Origin of the sequence: Shewanella psychromarinicola (assembly GCF_003855155.1) — a bacterium.
Taxonomy (GTDB): Bacteria; Pseudomonadota; Gammaproteobacteria; order Enterobacterales; family Shewanellaceae; genus Shewanella; species Shewanella psychromarinicola.
This window is the reverse complement of record NZ_CP034073.1, coordinates 2,725,298-2,746,447: the sequence shown is the minus strand read 5'-3', so window position 1 is coordinate 2,746,447 and position 21,150 is coordinate 2,725,298. Positions and strand designations below refer to the sequence as shown.

Sequence of the window (21,150 nt, the reverse complement as noted above, 5' to 3'; positions counted from 1 at the left end):
AACCATAAGGACAACAAGATGGCAGGATTCAATAAAGTCGTCCACAGCTATGAAGAAGCACTAGCAGGATTAAAAGATGACATGACCATTATGGTCGGCGGCTTTGGTTTGTGTGGCATCCCAGAAGGGTTAATTAACCACATGGTTAAATTGGGCGTTAAAGGCTTAACGGCAATATCAAACAACGCCGGTGTCGATGACTTTGGTTTAGGGCTATTACTGAAACAACACCAAATTTCGACCATGATCGCTTCTTACGTGGGTGAAAACGCCACTTTTGAACAACAAATGTTATCGGGTGAGCTCAACGTTATATTAACCCCGCAAGGCACTCTAGCTGAAAAAATTCGTGCTGGCGGCGCTGGCATACCTGCGTTTTTTACCGCCACAGGTTACGGCACGCCCATTGCTGATGGTAAAGAAACCCGTGAAATCAAAGGTCGTCACTACGTATTAGAAGAATCACTTAGCGCTGATTTTGCCTTAGTGCGAGCGTGGAAAGCCGATACTATGGGTAACTTGGTGTTTCGCAAAACCGCCGCTAACTTCAATCCGATGATGGCCACCGCGGGTAAAATTACCGTAGTTGAAGCAGAAGAAATTGTTCAACCTGGCGAGCTCGATCCAGACCACATTCATACACCGGGTATTTATGTCGATCGCGTGATCAAAGCCAGCTTTGAAAAACGTATCGAGCAACGCACAGTCAAAACAGCACCCGCTGCGGCAAAATAAGGGAGATAACACCATGGCATTGACCAGAGAACAACTCGCCCAGCGCGTAGCAAAAGAATTACAAGATGGCTTTTACGTTAACCTAGGCATTGGCATCCCTACCCTTGTAGCTAACTATATTCCTGATGGCATACAAGTGATGTTGCAGTCAGAAAATGGTTTGTTGGGGATGGGCGAGTTTCCTACTGAAGACAATATAGATGCAGACCTTATCAACGCTGGTAAGCAAACGGTGACAGCGGTAAAAGGGGCTTCATTTTTTTCATCAGCAGAAAGCTTCGCCATGATCCGTGGCGGCCATGTCGACCTCACCGTATTGGGTGCATTTGAAGTGGATATTAACGGCTCAATTGCCTCATGGATGATCCCCGGAAAACTGATTAAAGGTATGGGCGGCGCGATGGATTTAGTCGCCGGTGCTGACAATATTATTGTCACCATGATGCACGCAGACAAATACGGCAACTCTAAACTATTGTCAAAATGCGAGTTACCGCTAACCGGTTACGGCTGTATTAAACGGGTGATGACCGATTTAGCTTTTATGGAAATTAAAGAAGGTGCGTTCCATTTACTTGAGCGCGCGCCCGGCGTTACCGTTGAAGAAATTGTGGCCAAAACCGCTGGTAAGTTAATCGTCCCAGTACACGTACCTGAAATGACGTTTTAATTAAGCGTAAACGGTCAATATCAACAAAGCCCGCGACTCTTGATATACTCAATGATACGGGCTTTGTTTATTATAGAAAATGAACCGCTCAGTAACAGAGATCAGATCTGACGGCGGGTATGGCGGTAAATGTGTACACTAAGCGACTAGGTTAAAGGTGCAAGCAATTGATCATCCGCAGGAATAATCAATACATTTGTGCGCATGCGGCCCAAAACTGATTCGGCAGTATTGCCTATAATATGTCCTAAAACCCCCTGTCGTTGCCGCGCACCAATCACAAAGTATTGACTCTTCAGTCTACAGGCTAACTCATATAAACACAGCTCTGGTTCACCAGCAATGATATGCACGGATCCAGGATCCATATTAAATTTAGCTATCTGTTTTTGATGGTCTTTATAGGCCTTTTTCACCAGGGCATCACAATCAAGTAAATCCATATCGCGCAAGACTTTGGGCACTCTAAGAATATAGGCTAAATGCAATTGAGCCCCCGTAGCCTTGGCAAGTTGCTTACCATAAGCCGCCACAACGCTATTGAGCTGTTGTTTAATGGGATCATGGGTAGCGAGATCGACAGCCATCAGAATAGTATTGCTTTTATGGAGCGGATTATCCGTTAACAATAACAACGGGATCCGAGTATGGCGTATTAATTGCCAATCTGTAGGTAAGTAATGATCGGCATGATGCACCGCCTTTACCATAAGGTCGAATCCATGACGGATCGAATGATGACAAGCATGTTCAAATAAATATTTGCTCCACACCATGTGTACCGGAACATCCTCATCATTGAGCGCCGCTAAGTGCTGCTTTAAGTCGGTTTGGCGTTGATCCATTAACTGCTTTTGAGCAACGCTGACTAAACGAGGATTATAGCTTTCAGCACCGCTGAAATAGGCATAAGTATAAGCAAAGACTTCCGCCGTTTTGTTCAGTTGCTTAGCCAGTTGCAATCCGCTGGCGACCGCGTCGGTATGTGCCTGTTCCATTTGAGCAATAATAAACACTTTGTCCATTTAAATCTCCTTATACAAGCTAATTTTTACTGTGTAAAACGCTTGAAAAAAACTCAATTCACGTCATTAAACAAGCATCTATCGGTAAGCTTAATAAAGCTGACGAGCAGGCTTCCCCAACTAATTATCACGCTAATATTCCACTAGCAAAAATGAGGTTAAAAAACTGAGCAAAACGTGAGCAAGTAACTATCTTTAGAGTAGCCAATAAATTATCACTCTAATATTCCACCAGCAAAAATGAGGTTAAAAAACTGAGCAAAACGTGAACAAGTCACTATTTTCAGATTAGCCAATAGCGTAAGTTTGTGCTTAAGTATCGGTACAAAAGTTGATCGAAATCAACTTTTTTAAAGCAATATGAATCAATTATATATTAACCAACTTAGGGGAGAGATATGGCAATAGACAACTTTGTTATATCACTCATTCTGGTTGCTGGTAGAGTTTTGGATGAACTTAGTAACCGACAGAGGGGCCAATCGTAGTCGGATAAATCACAGCAAGATTAATACTCCAATGGAACGCTTTTTTTGAAGTCTAAAATAAGAAAGGATACCGACGTGTGGTTGTACCCATTTTTAGGAAGCAGATGAAAGGTCAACATTACAGTGAAACCAAGCTCCTCAATATGATTGCGGGCTGATGCCAAATTAATCTAAATGGTTATATTGGAATGCTCCTAAAACCTTGGCCAATAATTGTTGACCACTACCTTTGGAGTTTCCCTTTAATACACTGTGATGACCTCAAATGGTGGAATCGTAAAAAATGTGCTTATTGGATGACTAACACTCTGAATATAAAATCTTTTTAGCGTGTATTACATTGAAGTAACGGAGTTTGCGATGATGAAATAAGCCATTAAATACGATAATATTCGTCACTCGGAGTTGTAAGAAAATTGATCCAGCTGAGCAGAAACGCTCTGCAGTGCGCTAGGTTCCTTTACATAAGTGTAGGCAAATAGTGCTTCTATCAATAACGAGAAGTAACTAAATTAAAAAAGCCTTCTTGTCATTTAATGATGTAAATAGAACCGGCAGCGTTCTTTTCTGGTGGAGTCCAACGGTAATCATTCAGAAATACGACTAACTAGACGGGATCACTCCTACACTTTGGTGGAGCACGATAAAACGAATAAACGAGCATTTTCCAAAGCATATTTAGTGAATTAGCAGATTATAGATTGGCTGCTGTCGCTGGTTAGGAGAAATAGGAGTTGCCCCTAGTAATGATGCCGTATATGGGTGTATTACATTATACGACGAAATGGTTCTAGGAGATAAGGGATGAGGGATGAGTAGATTATCAAGTAAAAGCTGGTTTAACGATTTGATGAATATTCATTTTCCAATAGCATGGTTTCGCGTGGTTGCTTTTGCCTTTATGTGGGTGATGCTCACTGAGGGGTCAGTCAACTCATGGTTGGTTGGCGCTCCGGTAGTGCTCGTTGCTACGTTGATAAGTATGGTACTGGTGTCTCCTTTTTCCTGCTCGGTGATTCACTCTGCACGCTTCGTACCTTTTTTTATTTGGAACTCCCTTCGTGGTGGTGCAGATGTCGCGTGGTGCGCATTAAATCCCAAAATACCCATAGCCCCGGGCCTAATTGATTTTCCCTTACATCTGCCACCGGGAATATCCCGTGTATTCATGGTTAATACGGTCAGTCTGTTACCTGGTACATTGAGTGTCAATTTGGGAAAAAACCATTTAAAAGTTCATGTGCTTGATACACGAAAAAATGTGTTGTCGGAACTAATGACGTTAGAAAAAATAGTGGCCGAAATGTTCAAGATCTCTTTGCAAGATGCTAAAGAAGATAAATGCAATCAAGATATTTAAAGACAGACGTTTTCAGTTGGAACCAATGACATTTGCGCACAAGAGCTGGAGAGTAGCGTCACTTTGGCCGAGAATAATCAGGCCTGCTTAACGGTAGTTAACGAGGCGCCATACATTAATGTGAAGAGTTGGGATGTCTGATGGTGGCACAGGCTTAGCCGATTTGCAGCCGCGATGGTTAGTATACACAAACAACGACTAGAAGCATTCGTCGATCAATTAGCTAAACGGATTAAGATCGAAACTAAGGTGTACGTTGGCATTCCTTTCTTGAAAGTCATACGTGATATTGTGCAAAACGGCCACGATATAGTGATAGTAGTTCCTGAATATCAAAATTGGTTAGCACGGTTGTTTGACAGTGACGATATGCATATTTTGCCCAAGTGCCTATGTACAGTTTGGTTAATCAAGTCGTGCCAAAGACCCACAGAGTCATCCTAGTCTATGTCGATGACACTTATCTACAACCGGAGAGGGAATTTCGGCATAAACTAAATTGTCAGTATTCTGGCTCTGGCCGATGCTGCCGAGTGGCATATCGTGCATGCATTAACTATATTTTGAAATGTATCCATACGTTATGGCAATTAAAGCGTTATAGGAAAGAGAAATTAACGCCTGTGTCCAGCATGTTGGGCACAACACGAGGCTATTCTGAATAATCTAGTGTGCGAGGTAAGCGTCAATATGGTGCAGAATACTTTTAACTATCTTAACCCCAAAACCCATCTTGTAAAGGAAGCGGTTCGTAAACAAATACCTGCGCTGGCTAGGCGTATCGATGCCGATCTTGTTGTTATGGGAAATACTGCAAAATCAATCCTGAATCAAAAAGATTGCTTCCTACTCGCGGTCAAACCACTGGGGCCTTAAAACCTCGGTTATATTGGACGATTAAATCCCTATGCAAACTCTATATATCTCACTGGCTTTGTTCCTCTTGCTGAATCTCATTGTTGGAATGTGGCGAGTGTTGCGCGGCCCCACTGAAGCGGATCGCATGTTGACGGCTCAGTTGTTCGGCACCACATCAGTGGCTGTAATGTTATTACTAGCTCAGGCGACGGATAAACCAGCCCTTCATGATGTGGCGTTGGTATTAGCCTTACTTGCGGCGGTAACCGCGGTAACCTTTGTCCGGCGAGTCTGGGGCGATAGGGAGACAAAGCATGACACCCATTAATGTCCTCTCCAGCATACTGCTCTTCACTGGGGGCGTCTTCTTCCTAGCAGGCACTCTGGGTTTATTGCGGTTTCCAGATGTATACACTCGCTTACATGCCTTGACCAAAGCCGACAACGTGGGTCTGGGTCTGGTGGTCGCAGGATTGGCTGTTCAGGCACAAAGCTGGTTCATCGTTGGGAAGCTGCTGCTTATCTGGGCGTTCGTTATGCTCGCTAGCGCAACCACGTCCCATTTGATTGCAAGACGTGCATTGCAGCGAGGTATCAAGCCTTGGAAGCGTTAAACCTGCTTTACTGGGGCTTTGATAGCCTGTTGGGAATGAGCTTGTTTTACCTAGCCTGGCAGGCACTCGCCAGCCCGGATATGTTCAAGTCGATTGTGCTGTTTATCAATTTTGGATTGTTAATGGCTTTAGCTTGGGTAAGGCTTAATGCTCCTGATCTTGCCTTGGCTGAGGCGGCTATTGGTGCTGGCCTGACTGGCGCCCTGTTGCTGGCGGCGTTTGCGCGGCTTAAGGATCCCTGCGTCGATGTGTCTGATGGTGAGGAAGGTCAGAAAATTATTCCACATAATTCGATTGAGGGAGAAACAAATGGGGAGTAAAAAGATACTGGATAACCCGAATCAGTTCGAACCTGATATGAATAACATTTCACTGATAGACACTGGCGGCATTATGACTCCCCTTCCCCTTGTCAGCTACTTCAGTGTTGTTTCCTTTTATAAACTGCAATCCAGTCAAAGTCTGGCGGCAGCGCAAAACTAGGAGAGATAATATGGATACCAAGCCTTGGTTGTTGTTGCCGTTATTGCTGGCGCTCGGTGTTGTTCTCAGTTATGCCGTATTGTCTATACCTGAACCTGCGCAAGATCTGCCAACAATGCTTGCCGACAGCATCACGATCAGTGGCGCGCACAATCCTGTGAGTGCGGTGCTTCTGAATTTTCGCGGTTACGACACTTTGCTGGAAATGGCAGTATTGCTGGCAGCTCTGCTTGGCGTGTGGTCTTTGGGCGATATGCCGGCTTATCGCGGATCAGACCCGGACCTGATTCTGGACATCATGTCACGTCAGCTGGTTCCCGTGTTTATTTTGGTCGCCGGGTACCTGCTGTGGACAGGCGCCGATGCGCCGGGGGGAGCCTTTCAAGCAGGTGCTCTTCTGGGAGCGGCTGGTGTACTGCTTCGGCTTTGCGGATGGAGGATAGACAACCGTTACTCAGGGCTTCCGTTGAGAGTACTTTTAGTCTTGGGTCTAGGTATGTTTGTAATGGCCGGTACGGGGGCGTTGCTGATCGGAGACGAATTCTTACAATATCCACCAACTTTGGCCAGTGAACTGATGTTGATGATCGAATCGGCGGCTACCCTTTCCATCGGTGCAACACTGGCGGCACTGTTCCTCGGTGGGCGGCCGAAGGGGGAAGACAAGTGAGCCATATTTACCTCTATGCACTACTTGGGTTGGGTTTGCTCGTTTTGGGCCTGCACGCTTTAATCGTTTATGCTAATTTGCTGCGCAAAATACTGGCTATCAATGTGATGTGCACCGGGGTGTTTCTGGTTTTGGTATCATTGGCTTCACGTAATAATGATGTCCAACCAGATCCTGTGCCTCATGCCATGGTGATTACCGGTATCGTGGTTGCCGTGTCAGCGACTGCGCTGGCACTCATTTTGATGCTAAGGATAAAAAAGGCAATCGGAAAAATCGAACTCGTGGACAGAGATTGTGAATGATATCTCGGTGTCTGGGACCGAGAAAATATAGGCCATGTCATATTGTCTCAATGATTGAGTGCCATGCAGACTACACAACCAAAGATTGCAGTACAGCAAGAAAGGACTACCAGACAAATTAGTCGAATTTTTATGCTTCAGGTCTGCGATCCACTCGATGGTATATGGCCATATTTGGAACTGGCAGGCCCCGGCTTGTTGAGCTGTCGGGGTTCGTAAAAGAGTTCTACAGTAATTTAAGGACAGGCTCTGAACACTAAAAAGGACGAGACCGTTGCATGGCGTTAATATTGGAGCAGGTTCCGTGGATTGTGATGCCGATCATATTCCCCTTGATAGGGAGTATGCTTTGCTTCCTGTTTCCGGCTAAAGCTAAATCACTGAGTCTGCTGACTTCGTTGGTTGTTTTGACATGTGTGACTGGGCTCGGCTGGCAACTCAAAGCGTTAGGATCGCTGCGCTACCCCATAGGTGGCTGGGGGGCGCCATTGGGCATCGATCTTTACGCAGATGGTCTGAGTCTGCTAATGCTACTGATGGCGGCACTGGTAGGTCTAGGTATCAGCATCTATTCCAGCAGTTATTTCAGTCGCGATAAAGCGAACCATTTTTGGCCGTTGTGGTTACTCCTGTGCGGGGCGCTCAATGCACTATTTCTGTCAGCTGATATCTTCAATCTCTATGTCACACTGGAATTACTGGGATTAACGGCGGTGGCTCTTGTGGCGTTGGCCGGTAGCGCCAACGCCCTGATCTCAGCCATGCGTTATCTATTGGTCAGCCTACTGGGCTCCTTGTTCTATCTGTTGGGCGTTGCCCTTATCTACCACAGTGTTGGTAGTCTGGACATTGCAATATTAGCACAACGAGTAGAACCGTCGCCTGCGGTGTGGACGGCGGTGGGATTGATAAGTACCGGCCTACTGCTCAAAACAGCTCTTTTCCCAATGCATTTTTGGTTGCCGCCAGCCCATGCCTCAGCCCCAGCCCCCGTGAGTGCGCTCATGTCCGCATTGGTAGTGAAAGCTTCCTTCTATATTCTGCTACGCATGTGGCTGGAGTTCTTCCAAACTCAGGGTGGTTCATTCGCTAATTTGCTGGGACTGCTTGGGGCAGCGGCCGTCCTTTGGGGCGGAATCCAAGCGCTACGCCAGACACGGTTAAAATTACTTATTGCCTACTCGACAGTATCGCAGCTGGGCTATCTGTTTCTGGCTTTTCCGCTGGGGACTAGCCTTGCCTGGAAGGGGGCGCTATATATGTTGTTTTCCCATGCCATGGCTAAGGCGGCGATGTTCATGGCTGCGGGTAATATTCAGTTTTTGGGGGGGCATGACCGCATAGCGGAACTCGGACCTATAACCCAACGCTTGCCGTTGACATTGACGGCATTCGCCCTAGCAGGTATCAGTATTATGGGGCTACCGCCCAGCGGGGGATTCATTGGCAAGTGGTTATTACTGCAGGCATCAATAGAATCCGGACAGTGGTGGTGGGGAATTATTCTGCTCCTTGGTGGATTTCTGGCCGCTGGCTATGTGTTCAAAGTCATTGGCCATGTTTTCACCCATGACGAGCCTACAAGCCAAGCTGGAAAGCTGCCGGCCACGATGGAGTGGAGCGCTTTGGGGTTGGCTTTAATAGCAGTGCTCTTGGGCATATTCACTTACTGGCCGTTGGCAATGTTAGAAATGGGTTCCCCTATTGGCACAGGATATAGTGGATGAATTGGAATACGGCTCTGCCCTTGTTGATCCTTGCCAGCTCTTTCTTGCCGGGACTGATAATATTCTGTTTACCCGAGGATCGTGTCGTCACCCGCACAATGCTTAATCTGGCAGGTGCGCTATTTAAGATTGTGCTGGTCGGGGGAATGTTTTGGGGCATGTTACATGGCTATCATTTTGAGGCTCGCCTAGCCCTCTTGCCAGGACTCGATTTGGTTCTGCGTTCCGGTCCATTGGCGATGCTTTTCGTGACACTTTCTTCCGGACTGTGGCTGGTCACTACCGTTTATGCAATTGGATATCTGGAGGAGTCACCTCATCGCAGCCGCTTTTTTGGCTTCTTCAGTCTGTGTGTCACTGCCACTACAGGTGTTGCCCTTGCGGGGAATTTGATTACCTTCCTGTTGTTTTATGAACTACTGACCCTGTGTACTTACCCGCTGATTGTCCACCGCGGAACTGACATAGCACGCCAGGCCGGCAGAAATTACCTAATTTATACTATCATGGGGGGGGCATTGCTGCTGCTGTCATCTGTGTGGCTCTATACGCTTGCTGGCACCCTGGAGTTTACCGATCGCGGATTCCTGTCTGGTCTTGATGCCTCTTTGCACCCAACGCTGATGATAATCTTCGGCTTGTTGATTGCCGGCTTGGGTGTAAAAGCGGCTTTGATCCCCTTGCATGGCTGGCTACCTCAGGCCATGGTTGCCCCTGCGCCCGTAAGTGCGCTGCTGCATGCCGTTGCTGTGGTAAAGGCGGGCGCATTTGGCATAATACGGGTGGTTTATGAAGTATATGGCATTGAGTTCGCTAACAGTTTGGGGCTAACCTTGCCCCTAGCGACACTGGCTGCTGCGACCATAATTTATGGCTCGCTGCGTGCCTTATTTCAGGACGAACTTAAACGTCGACTCGCATTTTCTACCGTCAGCCAAGTGTCCTATATTGTGCTAGGCATAGCGCTTGCCAGTCCTATCGCGACGCTGGGAGGTCTGATCCATCTAGTGCATCAGGGGGTGCAAAAAATCACCCTTTTTATGTGCGCAGGTAACCTCGCCGAGACCCTAGGAATTCATAAAATCAGCGAGATGAACGGGGTTGGACGTCGGATGCCTTGGACCATGGCGGCATTCACCATTGGCGCCTTCGGTATGATAGGTGCGCCGCCGCTCGCAGGTTTTTTTAGCAAATGGTATCTAGGGCTGGGGGCATTGGACGCTGGGCAAGGCTGGGTGATATATGTTCTGGCGGTAAGTAGTGTCCTCAACGCAGCCTACTTTTTACCCATATTGTATACCGCTTGGTTCAAGACCCCTCCCGATAACTGGCCGGCCGAACGATCTTTTGGAAATAAAGAGACCGCTTGGACATTACTTCTCCCCCCCGTGGTTACCGCGCTGTTGACATTGGCTTTGGGGCTTCTGGCGTCTGCACCGTTTAACCTATTGGAATGGACTCGATTAATTGTAAGTCGAGGATTTGCCTAATGAACGCCATAGTGAGTGTATTCCTACTTTTATCAGCACTAGGCTTGCCGCTGCTGTTGGCGTTCCCTGCACTGCACACTCACCTACCTAGGCCGATACATATGGCGCTGTTGCCAGCTGTTATGCTCGTGTTTATCCCTGTGGATTTGGCTATTGAACTGCCCTGGTTTTGGCAGGGCGCTGGCTTGGGTCTCGACGCGCTATCCCGCTGGTGGCTGGCTATGTCGGTGGTGGTGTGGGGCGTTGGAGCAGCCTTTTTTCCTACGCCAGCCAAACGTAATATCTATAATCCACAGACTAGTTTATTGCTATTATTTATGGTGGGGCAGATTGGCGCAGTGCTGGCGACGGATATGATGGTCTTCTTCAGCTTTACGACTCTGATGAGCTACTCGTGTATTGGCCTCTTGCTTGCTCATGGTGATGAAGCTACGCGCCGCGCTGGGCGGATATATTTGGTGCTACTGATCCTGGCAGACATCCTGCTATTCGAGGCCATGATGATGGCCACAGCAACAACACAATATCTGGACTTCGCCACCTTAGCCAAAGCAATGACGCTATCAAAGTCATCCTCTTTTTATCTATCGATGGTCATTGTCGGCATCGCCCTCAAGGTAGGAGTGTGGCCATTACATCGATGGCTATCTCTGTCTTATTACTCGGTTCGGCCGGCGATGGCGCTGCTATTGTGGCTCGGCCCCGTCGCCACTGGCTTGCTTTGTGGCCTGCGTTGGTTGCCGTTGGGTGAACTTGCCGCACCCATGGCTGGGGCCGTGCTGATAGCTATCGGCTTTGCGACAATCCTTTATGCCATGCTGTCGGTTTTGTGGGTTCAATGGAAACAGCGACTTATCTGTGTTTTCTTCATTTCGACGGGAGGCGTTGTTATAGGCTTGGGGATGGGGTTGATAGAACCTGCCCTATGGAACCAATATGGAGGCTCGGCCCATGTCATCGTTGCCTCTCTAGGATGGGGGCTGGCATTGATGACAGCTAGGTTAGAATGGTTCAAGGATAGAGGGGAAACATCCGCATCGAGCAATGAGAACCTCACAGAATTGACTATAGAGCGCTGGTTTGATGCCTTCATTCGTTGGGGAAGGTGGATGGGAAACGAGACTTTGCCAGAACTGCGTGCTTCATGGTTTGCCAGATGGAAGAGATTCTGGCAAAAGCGAGGCTGGCAAAACGCGTTCGACACCGGTGAATACTTTTTGCAGCGTTGGTCAATTGCGACCACTCTATTGTTACTCTTAGTTCTTGTGATTCTGGTTCTTTTGCTGCTGGATGCTATGTAGACCCAGTAAGATAAGTTACTTGATAGAACATAATAAAATTGGCTTAGATCCCGAAGTATCCCACGAATTTAATAACATGCTTGTGGATCCTTGATTAAATCTTGCAACGTCTTAACTCCTACTAGCCAGTGAGATTTCAGCCGCTTCAAATACTTATATTTTTAGGCTCTTAAGCTTCAACATTATTTTGATAGCTTATTTTATCTCATCTGTTATGCCAAGTTGAGATTATACCGACCAGACAAAACCCATTTTGTGTTCGCTTGCTGTGTATAAAAACGCTTTCATTAGTACTGATCTTTTCAAGCCCAAGTAAGGTATTAATATAGCGGTAAGCAACAGATAGATTAAAGAGTAAATAAATCGTTACAGTGTCGCCAAAAAGATAAGTTTACCCTGATGTAAAAAACTGAGTTTTTACTCGAATTTGCGTATGTTAGATAAGCATACATAATCTGATTCGACCAGTAGCAATGGTTACGACTTGTTACCGAGACCAAACTTAAATATAACATAACCAAGGAACGACCTTATGCCAATTTACCAAGCTCCTCTTCGTGATTATCAATTCATTCTGTCTGAACTGCTTAATGTTTATCAACAAACTGATTTACGCGGCTTTGATGAATTAGATGCAGATCTCACTGATGCAATTTTACAAGGTGTCGCCGACTTCACTACCGACATCATGTTGCCTCTCAATGCTAGTGGTGACTTGGAAGGTTGTAAACTGGTCGATGGCAAGGTCATTACCCCTTCTGGTTTTAAGCAAGCTTATAAGCAATATGTAGAAGATGGTTGGGCCACATTAACTTGCGATCCTGAGTTTGGCGGCCAAGGTCTGCCAGAAGTTATTGGCACATTTGCTACCGAAATGAAAACGGCTACTAACATGGCTTTTGCTATGTATCCAGGGTTAACCCATGGTGCTTATTCGGCTATTCATGTGCACGGCAGTGATGCATTAAAGCAAAAGTACTTAGCCAAGCTAGTCAGTGGCGAGTGGACCGGCACCATGAACTTAACCGAGTCCCATGCTGGTACCGATTTAGCGTTACTTCGCACCAAGGCTGTCCCAGCCGGTGATGAGCTTTTTGCCATTAGTGGTGAGAAAATCTTTATATCATCTGGTGATCATGATCTTGCCGAAAATATTATTCACTTAGTATTAGCTCGCCTGCCTGATGCGCCAGAAGGCGTTAAAGGGATTTCGTTATTCGCAGTGCCTAAGTTTTTAGTCAATGCCGATGGCAGCCTAGGCGAAGCAAACACTCTGAGTGCGACAGGCCTTGAACATAAAATGGGAATTCACGGCAACTCGACTTGTGTAATGCATTTTGACGGCGCAATAGGCGAATTAGTTGGCGCAGCGCATCAAGGCTTAAAAGCCATGTTCACCATGATGAACCAAGCGCGTTTAGGTGTCGGTATTCAAGGTTTAGGCGTATCCGATATTGCTTACCAAAATGCATTGGTCTATGCCAAAGATCGTATTCAAGGCCGCGCCTTAAGTGGTGTTAAACAACCTGAGAAAGCCGCAGACTCTTTGTTAGTGCATGGTGACATTCGACGTATGTTGTTATCACAAAAGTCTTTCAATGAAGGTACACGTGCGCTAATGGGCCAACAGGCGTTATGGCTTGACCAAGTAGAACGTCATGCAGACCCTGAAAAAGCTAAACAAGCTAATGCACTTGCCGCCTTGTTTACGCCTATTGTTAAAGGCTTTGTCACCGACCAAGGCTTTAAAGCTTGTGTTGATGCCCAGCAGGTTTATGGCGGGCATGGGTATATTAATGAATGGGGTATGGAGCAGTATGTGCGTGATATTCGTATCGCGATGATTTACGAAGGCACAAATGGCGTACAGGCCCTCGATTTAGTTGGCCGAAAACTACTGAGCGACAAAGGCGCAGCATTAACGGTATGGTCGGGCATGGTGAAACAGTTAATTCAAGAAAACGCTAGCAACGAAGCCATGAAGCCTTATATTGCAGGGTTAATGGATGCGGCGGGCGATCTTGAAAAAGCCACTGGCTTTATAGTGCAATCAGCCAGCAAAAACCCAGACCTTATTGGCGCAGCATCAATGCCGTATATGCAACTCTTTGGAATTACCGCACTCGCTTGGATGTGGACCCGTGTGGCGGCAACATCATTGGCCGCATTAGAGGCTGGCACTGAAGAAGCCGAGTTTTATCAAGCTAAGCTTAATACGGCAAAATTCTTCATGAGCTACTGGGGCAGCCAAACTCGCAGCCTACGCAAACAAATTGAGTCTAGCAGCGCCGATATTGTCGATTTCGCAGAAGCCGACTTTTAATCACGGTATGATGCTGTCAAAACAACCGTAAAAAATCCTAAAAAAATCGCTTCAATATCCATTGAAGCGGTTTTTATTTTATTCTGTCGCAGTAATTAAGTGTTAATCCCACAAAAATTCGCGAAAATGTTTACGGCAAACCGACTCGTAACTTTCATTACCGCCAATCTCAACTTGCTCACCTTCGCGCATTGGATTACCTTCATGATCAAGGCGAACCACCATGTTGGCTTTACGGCCACAATGACAAATGGTTTTCAGTTCGACTAGCTTGTCTGCCCACGCTAATAAGTAATGACTACCCGTAAACAATTCACCTTGAAAATCATTGCGCAAGCCATAACATAACACCGGGATATCGAGGTTATCTACAACATGTGTTATCTGCCTGACTTGGGCTTTACTTAAAAACTGACATTCATCAATCAATACACAGTGAATTTTTTGCTCATGATTCGAAGTCGAAATTAACTCAGTTAAATTATCGGTGCTACCGAACACCTGTGCCTCAGTTTCAATACCAATACGCGATGCCACTTTACCAACACCATAACGATTATCTATTGATGCCGTCATCACTAACGTGTGCATACCGCGCTCACGATAATTATAAGAAGACTGCAGTAATGACGTTGATTTACCGGCATTCATCGCCGAATAATAAAAATACAGTTGCGCCAAAGTTAAGCGTCCTAATGTTTAGCCAGATAATATCGTTCATATTACCTTTTCTAGCATCGTAATGAAAAACAAAAATGGCGTATTCGTTACCCATACGCCATTTTTTCGATGTGACACAAAGTGAGGCCATTCAGCTGAACAAGACCATCATTTACAAAAAGCAGCCTTATTCATATCGCGCATTTTCTAGCCCAAAAGCGCAGGATCACAATACTGATCACAAATAATATTGAGCAACAAACAAGCCCGGCCATTAATGAACCGGTAAAACCAAGTACGATATAACCCACTAAACTAACCAAGGCCGCAATAAGTGCATAAGGCAACTGAGTCACAACATGGTCAATATGATGGCAACTGGCTCCGGTTGATGACAAAATCGTGGTGTCTGAAATAGGCGAACAATGATCACCAAATACAGCACCAGAAAGCACCGCTGCCAGCATAGGTAACATCATAGTGCTATCACTGCCCATCGCCATATCGGCCGCTATCGGTAGCATAATGCCAAAGGTGCCCCAACTCGTTCCGGTTGAAAATGCGGTAATACCAGCTAATAAAAATAACATTGCTGGTAACAAAGCAAATGGAATGTTGTCAGTAGCCAAACTGGCCATGTACTTACCGGTTTCAAGCTGACCAATTACGCTGGAAATAGTCCAAGCAAATAATAAAATGTAAATTGCAGGTAGCATTGAACGTGCACCAACAGACATTCCTTTGAACAGCATAGACAGCTCAACTTTCTGCTGGAACGCTAACAATACGGTGACAATCAATCCCACTAAAGATCCAAAAAATAGAGAAAAACTGACGTCTGTATTTTCGAATGCGCCTAACATACTAAACACTTGGTCTTTGGCTACTAATGCCTCAGCGCCACTGGAAACCATAAAGTAAACGGTCGCAAACACTAATATGGCGATAGGTAAAAACAACCCAATCACTTTACCGGTGTCAGCTTCCGGTAAATCGGTCACGGCGCCAGGTGGCTTGCCTTTTGATTCATCAAATAAGTTACCTCGAAGTGCATTCAATTCATGCTGGCGCATTGGACCCACATCTAAGCCAAAAATCGCCACACACACTAATAACAGTAACGAGAACAACGCATAAAAGTTCATTGGGATCATTTGAATGAACACACTTAGATGACCAGAATCAGCAAAACCATGTGCCGTTAAAATACCGCCAATGAGCGCAATAATATATGCACCCCAGCTCGATACAGGAGAAATAACGCAAATAGGAGCTGCTGTAGAGTCAAGAATATAGGCGAGTTTAGCGCGTGAAATATGATATCGGTCTGTAATAGGTCGAGAAATAGAACCCACAACTAAACTGTTGAAGTAATCATCAATAAAGACTACACAACCGAGAAAAATGGTCATTAACTTTGCATCACGCTTATTACGAATGCGCAGTTTGGCCCAATCGGCAAACGCTCGAGCCGATCCACTCACGGTGATCAGCGCAGTGATCATCCCAAGTACAATTAAAAACCCTAGAATATAAACATTCCATGAACTCAGCTCACCGTCTTTCCAGACAAGCTGGCTAGCGGTTTGCACGATATACTCACCCGTTCCAACCAGCGAAAACTGAGTGAGTAATAAGGCACCAAAAATAATACCTAAACCTAAGGATAATAAAACTTTACGGGTTAAAATGGCTAACGTAATTGCCACAAGAGGAGGCAATACAGAAAGAGCCGAATCGGCATAACTTGTCATCATAATAGTTAATTTATGTCTTCGCTGGATACGAATGAAGCAACACTAGAAATAAGACTAAGCATACACAGAAAGCATATGCACAACTTACTAGTAGCACTCCACAGCAATACCCATTTAATATGAATATCATTATTTTTATCTTATCGATAAAAAACACCATGACAGTGCAGTCCCTTTCAAGAACTGCCCCAACAAATGCGCTTGATAGACCCATTTGCTTCGGCATTGCATCCTTTTATGTTGAATTATTGGCATCACCCAATTCAACATGACTTTTATGCAACGCACCTCTACTTTTGTTGTTTGCACTTAAAGCTCATTACAAACAGCGCGAACATACAACCATAAGTAGCATATGCAATGCCAGTAAAAAAACACTTAACGGAAGTGCAAATAACAATAACACCAATTTAAACTACAACCTCTTAGCATTAATGTAACGTTTTTACATAAAACACACGCTAGCGTAACGGGCACAGAAATAGCAACGGCATACAAGCGTCGACATTTGGACAGAAACCTCTTTTCAAGATCAGGATAGATCCAGTAATAATCCAAAAGTAATCCAATAAAAAGGTTTCTACCTTATGAGTAGAAACCTTTTAGAATCAATCGACAAGACGCTCAATAACACTTCTACATCAGTAGCCATTGCTGACTAGATCAACTCGCATCTCTCTAATTTAAGCCCGATTATACGAGATTATTCAGTGCTGGTACCGCTTCAAATAAATCGGCAACCAGTCCATAATCAGCCACTTGAAAAATAGGTGCTTCTGGATCTTTATTAATCGCTACAATCACTTTTGAATCTTTCATACCGGCAAGATGTTGAATCGCACCAGAAATACCTACCGCAATATACAAGTCAGGTGCGACAATCTTACCCGTTTGACCCACTTGTAAATCGTTTGGCACAAAACCAGCATCCACAGCCGCACGAGATGCGCCAACAGCCGCGCCTAGTTTATCTGCCAATTGCTCTAATAAAGCAAAGTTCTCACCGTTACCCATGCCACGGCCACCAGACACAATAATGCCTGCATTGCCGAGTTCAGGACGGACTGATTCAGTTAACGATTGAGATACAAATTCAGTGCGGGCATCAATTGCTTGGCTTAAGTTTATCGCTTCAGCACTGCCTGTTGAGGCCGCAGCATCAAAGGCACTTGAGCGCACAGTCATGACTTTCTTGGCATCCAAGCTCTGAACTGTAGCAAGTGCATTACCAGCATAAATAGGGCGTACAAAAGTGTCACTGCTTACCACTTCAATCACTTCAGAAATCTGAGCAACGTCTAATAATGCTGCCACACGAGGTAAGGTATCTTTACCTACGCTCGAAGCCGCAGCCAAAATGTATTCGTAATCCGCCGCTATTTCAACGACCAGTTTTGAAACATTTTCAGCTAATTGAGCACCATATAATGCCGCATCTGCTACTAAGACTTTACTCACACCCGCTAAACTTTGTGCTGCACTTACCGCGGCAGAACAATCAACACCAGCAACCAATACATGAATATCACCACCAATGGCTGCAGCAGCGCTAACCACTTTAGCCGTATCAGTTTTCAGACTGATATTATCGTGTTCTGCTAATACTAAAATGGTCATATTAGATCACCTTCGCTTCATTTTTTAACTTATCAACTAGCTCTTCAACAGAAGACACCATGATGCCTGCTTTACGCTCAACAGGAGGCGTAACGCTTAGTACCGTTTGATGTGTCTTTAAGCTCACACCAAGATCTGCTACCGTCATTATCTCTAATGGCTTACGCTTAGCCTTCATAATATTAGGTAATGAAGCATAACGAGGCTCATTCAAACGTAAGTCAACCGTAACAATCGCAGGTAATGGCATTTTTAAGGTTTGTAACCCACCATCTACCTCACGGATAACCGTAACAATATCACCCTCAACGTTGACTTCTGATGCAAATGTTGCTTGTGGCATATCAGTTAAAGCCGCTAACATTTGTCCAGTTTGATTGTTATCGCCATCAATTGACTGCTTACCAAAAATAATTAATTGCGCTTGCTCTTTTTCTTGCACCGCTTTTAAAAGCTTTGCTATAGACAACGGCACTAGCTCTTCATCGGTTTCAATATGAATCGCTCGGTCTGCACCTAATGCCATTGCTGTTCTTAATTGTTCTTGCACCGCTTTAGAACCAACACTCACTACCACAACTTCAGTAGCAATACCGGCTTCTTTTAAGCGAACAGCCTCTTCTATCGCAATTTCGCAAAATGGGTTTAACGCCATTTTAAGGTTTGTCATATCAACACTTGTGTTGTCAGCTTTTACTCTGACCTTCACATTGGAATCGACTACGCGTTTAACTGGCACCAATACTTTCATAGGGTTTCCTTCCTACACCTTCAATGCATTTGGACAACACATTGGCGTTTGCCAATGCAAGATGGGTTAACTTTACGTTCTGTTAACGTGAACGTCAATCAAAGTCAAACGCTTGTTTACATATTTTTTGTTGTTATGGTGGCAATCAAACTAAACAAACAGAGTTGAATTAGGGCTTAATGAGAACGCTGAGTTAAATTTTATTTCATAAACAGGTAATTTAATTTGATTCAATGCCAAATAGTTTCTATTATTACATCTATATTCAGTATTTATTTAGCTGTATTGGTAATAATTAGACAAATAATCTGATTTATATCTGATTTATATCTGATTTAGATTAAGAATAACGACTAAATAAACCATCAGTGGCACTGAAACGTTAATAACTTTATATCTTATAACTGTTTATTTTTATAAATCAATCATTAGGAAACTACATATCATGAGTGACTTTTTACACATATTAACCCACGGTCGCCGTTTTAAAGCTGCAGTAAAAGAATTGTCGCTTGATGATTTGCGTGAAGCCGCTGCAAAATTAGAAAAAATTATTGCCGAACGTCAAGAAGAAGAGAAATTAGAACTCGAAGCTAATGCTGAGCGTAATGCACGTATTGCTGAAATTCTTGCCCAAATTCAAAACAGTGGTTTATCAATTGAAGATTTAGGTGAAGTTACCTCTTCAGCTAAAACGTCGACCAAAAAACGTGCGCCACGTCCACCAAAATATCAAATCACCATTGATGACAAATTAATTCAATGGACTGGTCAAGGGCGTATGCCAACCGTATTCAAACAACAAGTTGATAGCGGAAAGAACATGGCTGAATTTTTAATTCCTGGTATGGAATAATTTTTCTGACTTAATGGTTAACAACACAATTACCCCTTAAATTTGAAAAGAGCTTACTTCGGTAAGCTCTTTTTTTATGGCCTTTAATCGCTTTATCATCGCCATCAGACAAGGTAAACTCACCCTTGTTGATCCATTTCCCATTAATAGAAGGTTACGGCTATGACTTTTCCTCTTAAACCTATTTTTATTATCTCCGGTATCGCATTATTATTGAGTGCTTGTGCAAGTGATTACACATTCAAAAGTAATTTAGACAGTAAAAATATCAATGATTACTTTAAAGCCAGTGATGTCCAATTATACGAAGGTAACCAACTACCAAAAGGACCGTTTGCAGTATTAGGCTTAGTTGAAGGTGAAGCCTGTCAAGAAAGCAGCCAAGATGCACCGCCACAAATGGCCGTTGCACGTACTAATGCTAGAAGAGCAGCAGCCGATTTGGGCGCTAATGGATTCGTGGTTAAAAGTTGCTTTATTCTTGCAGAAGCGGACACCAGTTGTTTTAGTCGTGCACTATGCGTAGGTCAAGCCATTAAAACGCCTACAGAAAAATAATAACTCAATATAATATATTGGTAGCCTGTAAATGATGAGTGCCCATATAATACTCATCAAGATTTTTTATATTTTATGTCTGATTTCCTTTTTATGTTTAATCCAGGTATTGCATGACACAAGGTAACGATCAACACGGTCAAACAGATCCTATAAATAACAGATCTCGCGTTCCATTTAGCAGCCAATTAAATGCTGTTGCAATATGCCGAACACCTTATAAACAAAAGTTTGGTATTCCGCGTCAGCCCGGCTTAGTCGATGTGGTTGGTTATATTGAATTTGAACCTGCTTTTAATCACATTGATGCCGTCAGAGGGATAGAACAAAACTCGCACTTATGGTTATTATTTTGTTTCCATGAAAATATAGCACAAGGCTGGAAAACGATGGTACGCCCTCCCCGTTTAGGTGGTAATGAAAAATTGGGCGTATTTGCCACACGCTCAACGTTTCGCCCCAATGGTATTGGCCAGTCAGTGGTCAAACTCCATGGCGTGGTTCAACGCAAAGGTAAAGTCTGTTTAATAATATCGGGGATGGATTTATTAGACGGTACTCCTATCATTGATATTAAACCGTATATTCCTTTTTCTGATGCCATTGTCGATGCAAAAAGCGGCATAGCCCAAGATGCTCCCGTACTTATTGCGGTAACTTATACCGCAATAGCGCTGACACAAATAGCTCAATATGCTGCTATAGAACAATACCAAGGCTTAGCCGAATTAATTAACGGGGTATTATCTCAAGACCCGCGACCCGCTTATAAAAAAAATAAAGATGACCCCAAATTATATCAAGTTGCATTGTACGATTTAGATATTTTTTGGCATATCACTTCTCAAGGTATCGAAGTATTAGAGCTTAAACCGACCAAAGTGACATTATTAAAGGATTAA

Annotated in this window: 21 protein-coding genes and 1 riboswitch; of the genes, 16 read left to right on the top strand and 5 right to left on the bottom strand. The window is 44.5% G+C overall.

Translation table 11 applies throughout. From position 1 onward, the window contains the following. Nucleotides 1-18 precede the first annotated feature (18 nt). Nucleotides 19-735 carry a CoA transferase subunit A gene (locus EGC80_RS12020; protein WP_101030190.1) on the top strand — a complete coding sequence of 239 codons (717 nt, stop codon included), beginning with the start codon at nucleotides 19-21 and terminating at the stop codon, nucleotides 733-735. A 13-nt stretch (nucleotides 736-748) separates the two neighbouring features. Continuing rightward, nucleotides 749-1,405, top strand: coding sequence for a 3-oxoacid CoA-transferase subunit B (locus EGC80_RS12015; protein ID WP_124013935.1), 657 nt, complete (start codon nucleotides 749-751; stop codon nucleotides 1,403-1,405). 146 nt (nucleotides 1,406-1,551) lie between these two features. Here EGC80_RS12015 and EGC80_RS12010 read toward each other — a convergent pair whose 3' ends face one another. Next, the gene (locus EGC80_RS12010) at nucleotides 1,552-2,430 is read right to left on the bottom strand and encodes a universal stress protein (RefSeq protein WP_101030188.1); all 879 of its coding nucleotides are present in this window, start codon (nucleotides 2,428-2,430) and stop codon (nucleotides 1,552-1,554) included. Between the two features lie 1,299 nt (nucleotides 2,431-3,729). Here EGC80_RS12010 and EGC80_RS12005 point away from each other — a divergent pair. The 11 genes from EGC80_RS12005 to EGC80_RS11955 all read left to right on the top strand — a co-directional run bounded on the left by EGC80_RS12005 (nucleotide 3,730) and on the right by EGC80_RS11955 (nucleotide 14,049). Further along, nucleotides 3,730-4,278: a Na+/H+ antiporter subunit E gene (locus EGC80_RS12005; protein ID WP_124013936.1), complete on the top strand. Its 549-nt coding sequence runs from the start codon at nucleotides 3,730-3,732 to the stop codon at nucleotides 4,276-4,278. Between the two features lie 690 nt (nucleotides 4,279-4,968). Beyond that, nucleotides 4,969-5,154, top strand: a complete 186-nt coding sequence (locus EGC80_RS12000) for an adenine nucleotide alpha hydrolase family protein (RefSeq protein ID WP_124013937.1) — start codon at nucleotides 4,969-4,971, stop codon at nucleotides 5,152-5,154. Nucleotides 5,155-5,242: 88 nt separating this feature from the next. Beyond that, a complete protein-coding gene (locus tag EGC80_RS11995; RefSeq protein WP_407695566.1) occupies nucleotides 5,243-5,464 on the top strand; it encodes a monovalent cation/H+ antiporter complex subunit F in 222 nt (73 codons plus the stop codon). Further along, nucleotides 5,451-5,750 (top strand): monovalent cation/H(+) antiporter subunit G, encoded by a 300-nt coding sequence (mnhG, locus tag EGC80_RS11990; protein ID WP_101030183.1) that lies wholly within the window; start codon nucleotides 5,451-5,453, stop codon nucleotides 5,748-5,750. Before EGC80_RS11995 ends, mnhG begins: the two co-directional genes overlap by 14 nt. After that, nucleotides 5,738-6,070, top strand: coding sequence for a Na(+)/H(+) antiporter subunit B (locus tag EGC80_RS11985; RefSeq protein WP_206191877.1), 333 nt, complete (start codon nucleotides 5,738-5,740; stop codon nucleotides 6,068-6,070). Before mnhG ends, EGC80_RS11985 begins: the two co-directional genes overlap by 13 nt. Before the next feature lie 173 nt (nucleotides 6,071-6,243). Then, the gene (gene mbhE, locus EGC80_RS11980) at nucleotides 6,244-6,903 is read left to right on the top strand and encodes a hydrogen gas-evolving membrane-bound hydrogenase subunit E (protein WP_124013938.1); all 660 of its coding nucleotides are present in this window, start codon (nucleotides 6,244-6,246) and stop codon (nucleotides 6,901-6,903) included. Further along, nucleotides 6,900-7,208 carry an NADH-quinone oxidoreductase subunit K gene (locus EGC80_RS11975; protein ID WP_198554713.1) on the top strand — a complete coding sequence of 103 codons (309 nt, stop codon included), beginning with the start codon at nucleotides 6,900-6,902 and terminating at the stop codon, nucleotides 7,206-7,208. The genes mbhE and EGC80_RS11975 overlap by 4 nt, the downstream gene beginning before the upstream one ends. A gap of 278 nt (nucleotides 7,209-7,486) precedes the next feature. Next, nucleotides 7,487-8,935 (top strand): complex I subunit 5 family protein, encoded by a 1,449-nt coding sequence (locus EGC80_RS11970; RefSeq protein ID WP_124013939.1) that lies wholly within the window; start codon nucleotides 7,487-7,489, stop codon nucleotides 8,933-8,935. Next, nucleotides 8,932-10,425, top strand: coding sequence for a complex I subunit 5 family protein (locus EGC80_RS11965; protein ID WP_124013940.1), 1,494 nt, complete (start codon nucleotides 8,932-8,934; stop codon nucleotides 10,423-10,425). Before EGC80_RS11970 ends, EGC80_RS11965 begins: the two co-directional genes overlap by 4 nt. Beyond that, nucleotides 10,425-11,726 carry a proton-conducting transporter transmembrane domain-containing protein gene (locus tag EGC80_RS11960; RefSeq protein WP_124013941.1) on the top strand — a complete coding sequence of 434 codons (1,302 nt, stop codon included), beginning with the start codon at nucleotides 10,425-10,427 and terminating at the stop codon, nucleotides 11,724-11,726. Before EGC80_RS11965 ends, EGC80_RS11960 begins: the two co-directional genes overlap by 1 nt. 532 nt (nucleotides 11,727-12,258) lie before the next feature. After that, entirely contained in the window at nucleotides 12,259-14,049 is a 1,791-nt protein-coding gene (locus tag EGC80_RS11955) for an acyl-CoA dehydrogenase C-terminal domain-containing protein (RefSeq protein ID WP_124013942.1), read from the top strand. A 102-nt stretch (nucleotides 14,050-14,151) separates the two neighbouring features. Here the strand turns inward: EGC80_RS11955 and EGC80_RS11950 are convergent, their stop codons facing one another. From EGC80_RS11950 to EGC80_RS11935, 4 genes are all read right to left on the bottom strand, one after another. Beyond that, nucleotides 14,152-14,730, bottom strand: a complete 579-nt coding sequence (locus EGC80_RS11950; protein WP_101030177.1) for a thymidine kinase — start codon at nucleotides 14,728-14,730, stop codon at nucleotides 14,152-14,154. A gap of 170 nt (nucleotides 14,731-14,900) precedes the next feature. Then, entirely contained in the window at nucleotides 14,901-16,466 is a 1,566-nt protein-coding gene (locus tag EGC80_RS11945; protein ID WP_124013943.1) for a Na+/H+ antiporter NhaC family protein, read from the bottom strand. A gap of 83 nt (nucleotides 16,467-16,549) precedes the next feature. Continuing rightward, a riboswitch (Lysine riboswitch) is annotated at nucleotides 16,550-16,767 on the bottom strand. A 392-nt stretch (nucleotides 16,768-17,159) separates the two neighbouring features. Then, a complete protein-coding gene (locus EGC80_RS11940) occupies nucleotides 17,160-18,083 on the bottom strand; it encodes an electron transfer flavoprotein subunit alpha/FixB family protein (RefSeq protein WP_124013944.1) in 924 nt (307 codons plus the stop codon). A gap of 1 nt (nucleotide 18,084) precedes the next feature. After that, entirely contained in the window at nucleotides 18,085-18,834 is a 750-nt protein-coding gene (locus EGC80_RS11935; protein ID WP_101030174.1) for an electron transfer flavoprotein subunit beta/FixA family protein, read from the bottom strand. Nucleotides 18,835-19,279: 445 nt separating this feature from the next. Here EGC80_RS11935 and EGC80_RS11930 point away from each other — a divergent pair, with 445 nt between their 5' ends. The 3 genes from EGC80_RS11930 to tsaA all read left to right on the top strand — a co-directional run bounded on the left by EGC80_RS11930 (nucleotide 19,280) and on the right by tsaA (nucleotide 21,150). Next, on the top strand, nucleotides 19,280-19,690 hold the full coding sequence (locus EGC80_RS11930; protein ID WP_124013945.1) for an H-NS histone family protein: 411 nt from the start codon (nucleotides 19,280-19,282) through the stop codon (nucleotides 19,688-19,690). Between the two features lie 162 nt (nucleotides 19,691-19,852). Further along, complete coding sequence (gene rcsF / locus EGC80_RS11925) at nucleotides 19,853-20,248, top strand: Rcs stress response system protein RcsF (RefSeq protein WP_124013946.1); 396 nt, start codon at nucleotides 19,853-19,855, stop codon at nucleotides 20,246-20,248. Between the two features lie 113 nt (nucleotides 20,249-20,361). Then, the gene (gene tsaA / locus EGC80_RS11920) at nucleotides 20,362-21,150 is read left to right on the top strand and encodes a tRNA (N6-threonylcarbamoyladenosine(37)-N6)-methyltransferase TrmO (protein ID WP_101030171.1); all 789 of its coding nucleotides are present in this window, start codon (nucleotides 20,362-20,364) and stop codon (nucleotides 21,148-21,150) included.

Bases quoted from the DNA above. Each gene is read 5' to 3' on its own strand.
- EGC80_RS11955 (WP_124013942.1), top strand. From the start codon at position 12,259: ATGCCAATTTACCAAGCTCCTCTTCGTGATTATCAATTCATTCTGTCT.
- rcsF (WP_124013946.1), top strand. From the start codon at position 19,853: ATGACTTTTCCTCTTAAACCTATTTTTATTATCTCCGGTATCGCATTA.
- EGC80_RS11960 (WP_124013941.1), top strand. From the start codon at position 10,425: ATGAACGCCATAGTGAGTGTATTCCTACTTTTATCAGCACTAGGCTTG.
- tsaA (WP_101030171.1), top strand. From the start codon at position 20,362: ATGACACAAGGTAACGATCAACACGGTCAAACAGATCCTATAAATAAC.
- EGC80_RS12020 (WP_101030190.1), top strand. From the start codon at position 19: ATGGCAGGATTCAATAAAGTCGTCCACAGCTATGAAGAAGCACTAGCA.
- EGC80_RS11945 (WP_124013943.1), bottom strand. From the start codon at position 16,466: ATGATGACAAGTTATGCCGATTCGGCTCTTTCTGTATTGCCTCCTCTT.
- EGC80_RS11930 (WP_124013945.1), top strand. From the start codon at position 19,280: ATGAGTGACTTTTTACACATATTAACCCACGGTCGCCGTTTTAAAGCT.
- EGC80_RS11970 (WP_124013939.1), top strand. From the start codon at position 7,487: ATGGCGTTAATATTGGAGCAGGTTCCGTGGATTGTGATGCCGATCATA.
- EGC80_RS11935 (WP_101030174.1), bottom strand. From the start codon at position 18,834: ATGAAAGTATTGGTGCCAGTTAAACGCGTAGTCGATTCCAATGTGAAG.
- EGC80_RS12000 (WP_124013937.1), top strand. From the start codon at position 4,969: ATGGTGCAGAATACTTTTAACTATCTTAACCCCAAAACCCATCTTGTA.
- EGC80_RS11940 (WP_124013944.1), bottom strand. From the start codon at position 18,083: ATGACCATTTTAGTATTAGCAGAACACGATAATATCAGTCTGAAAACT.
- EGC80_RS12005 (WP_124013936.1), top strand. From the start codon at position 3,730: ATGAGTAGATTATCAAGTAAAAGCTGGTTTAACGATTTGATGAATATT.
- EGC80_RS12010 (WP_101030188.1), bottom strand. From the start codon at position 2,430: ATGGACAAAGTGTTTATTATTGCTCAAATGGAACAGGCACATACCGAC.
- mnhG (WP_101030183.1), top strand. From the start codon at position 5,451: ATGACACCCATTAATGTCCTCTCCAGCATACTGCTCTTCACTGGGGGC.
- EGC80_RS11995 (WP_407695566.1), top strand. From the start codon at position 5,243: ATGTGGCGAGTGTTGCGCGGCCCCACTGAAGCGGATCGCATGTTGACG.
- mbhE (WP_124013938.1), top strand. From the start codon at position 6,244: ATGGATACCAAGCCTTGGTTGTTGTTGCCGTTATTGCTGGCGCTCGGT.
- EGC80_RS11965 (WP_124013940.1), top strand. From the start codon at position 8,932: ATGAATTGGAATACGGCTCTGCCCTTGTTGATCCTTGCCAGCTCTTTC.
- EGC80_RS12015 (WP_124013935.1), top strand. From the start codon at position 749: ATGGCATTGACCAGAGAACAACTCGCCCAGCGCGTAGCAAAAGAATTA.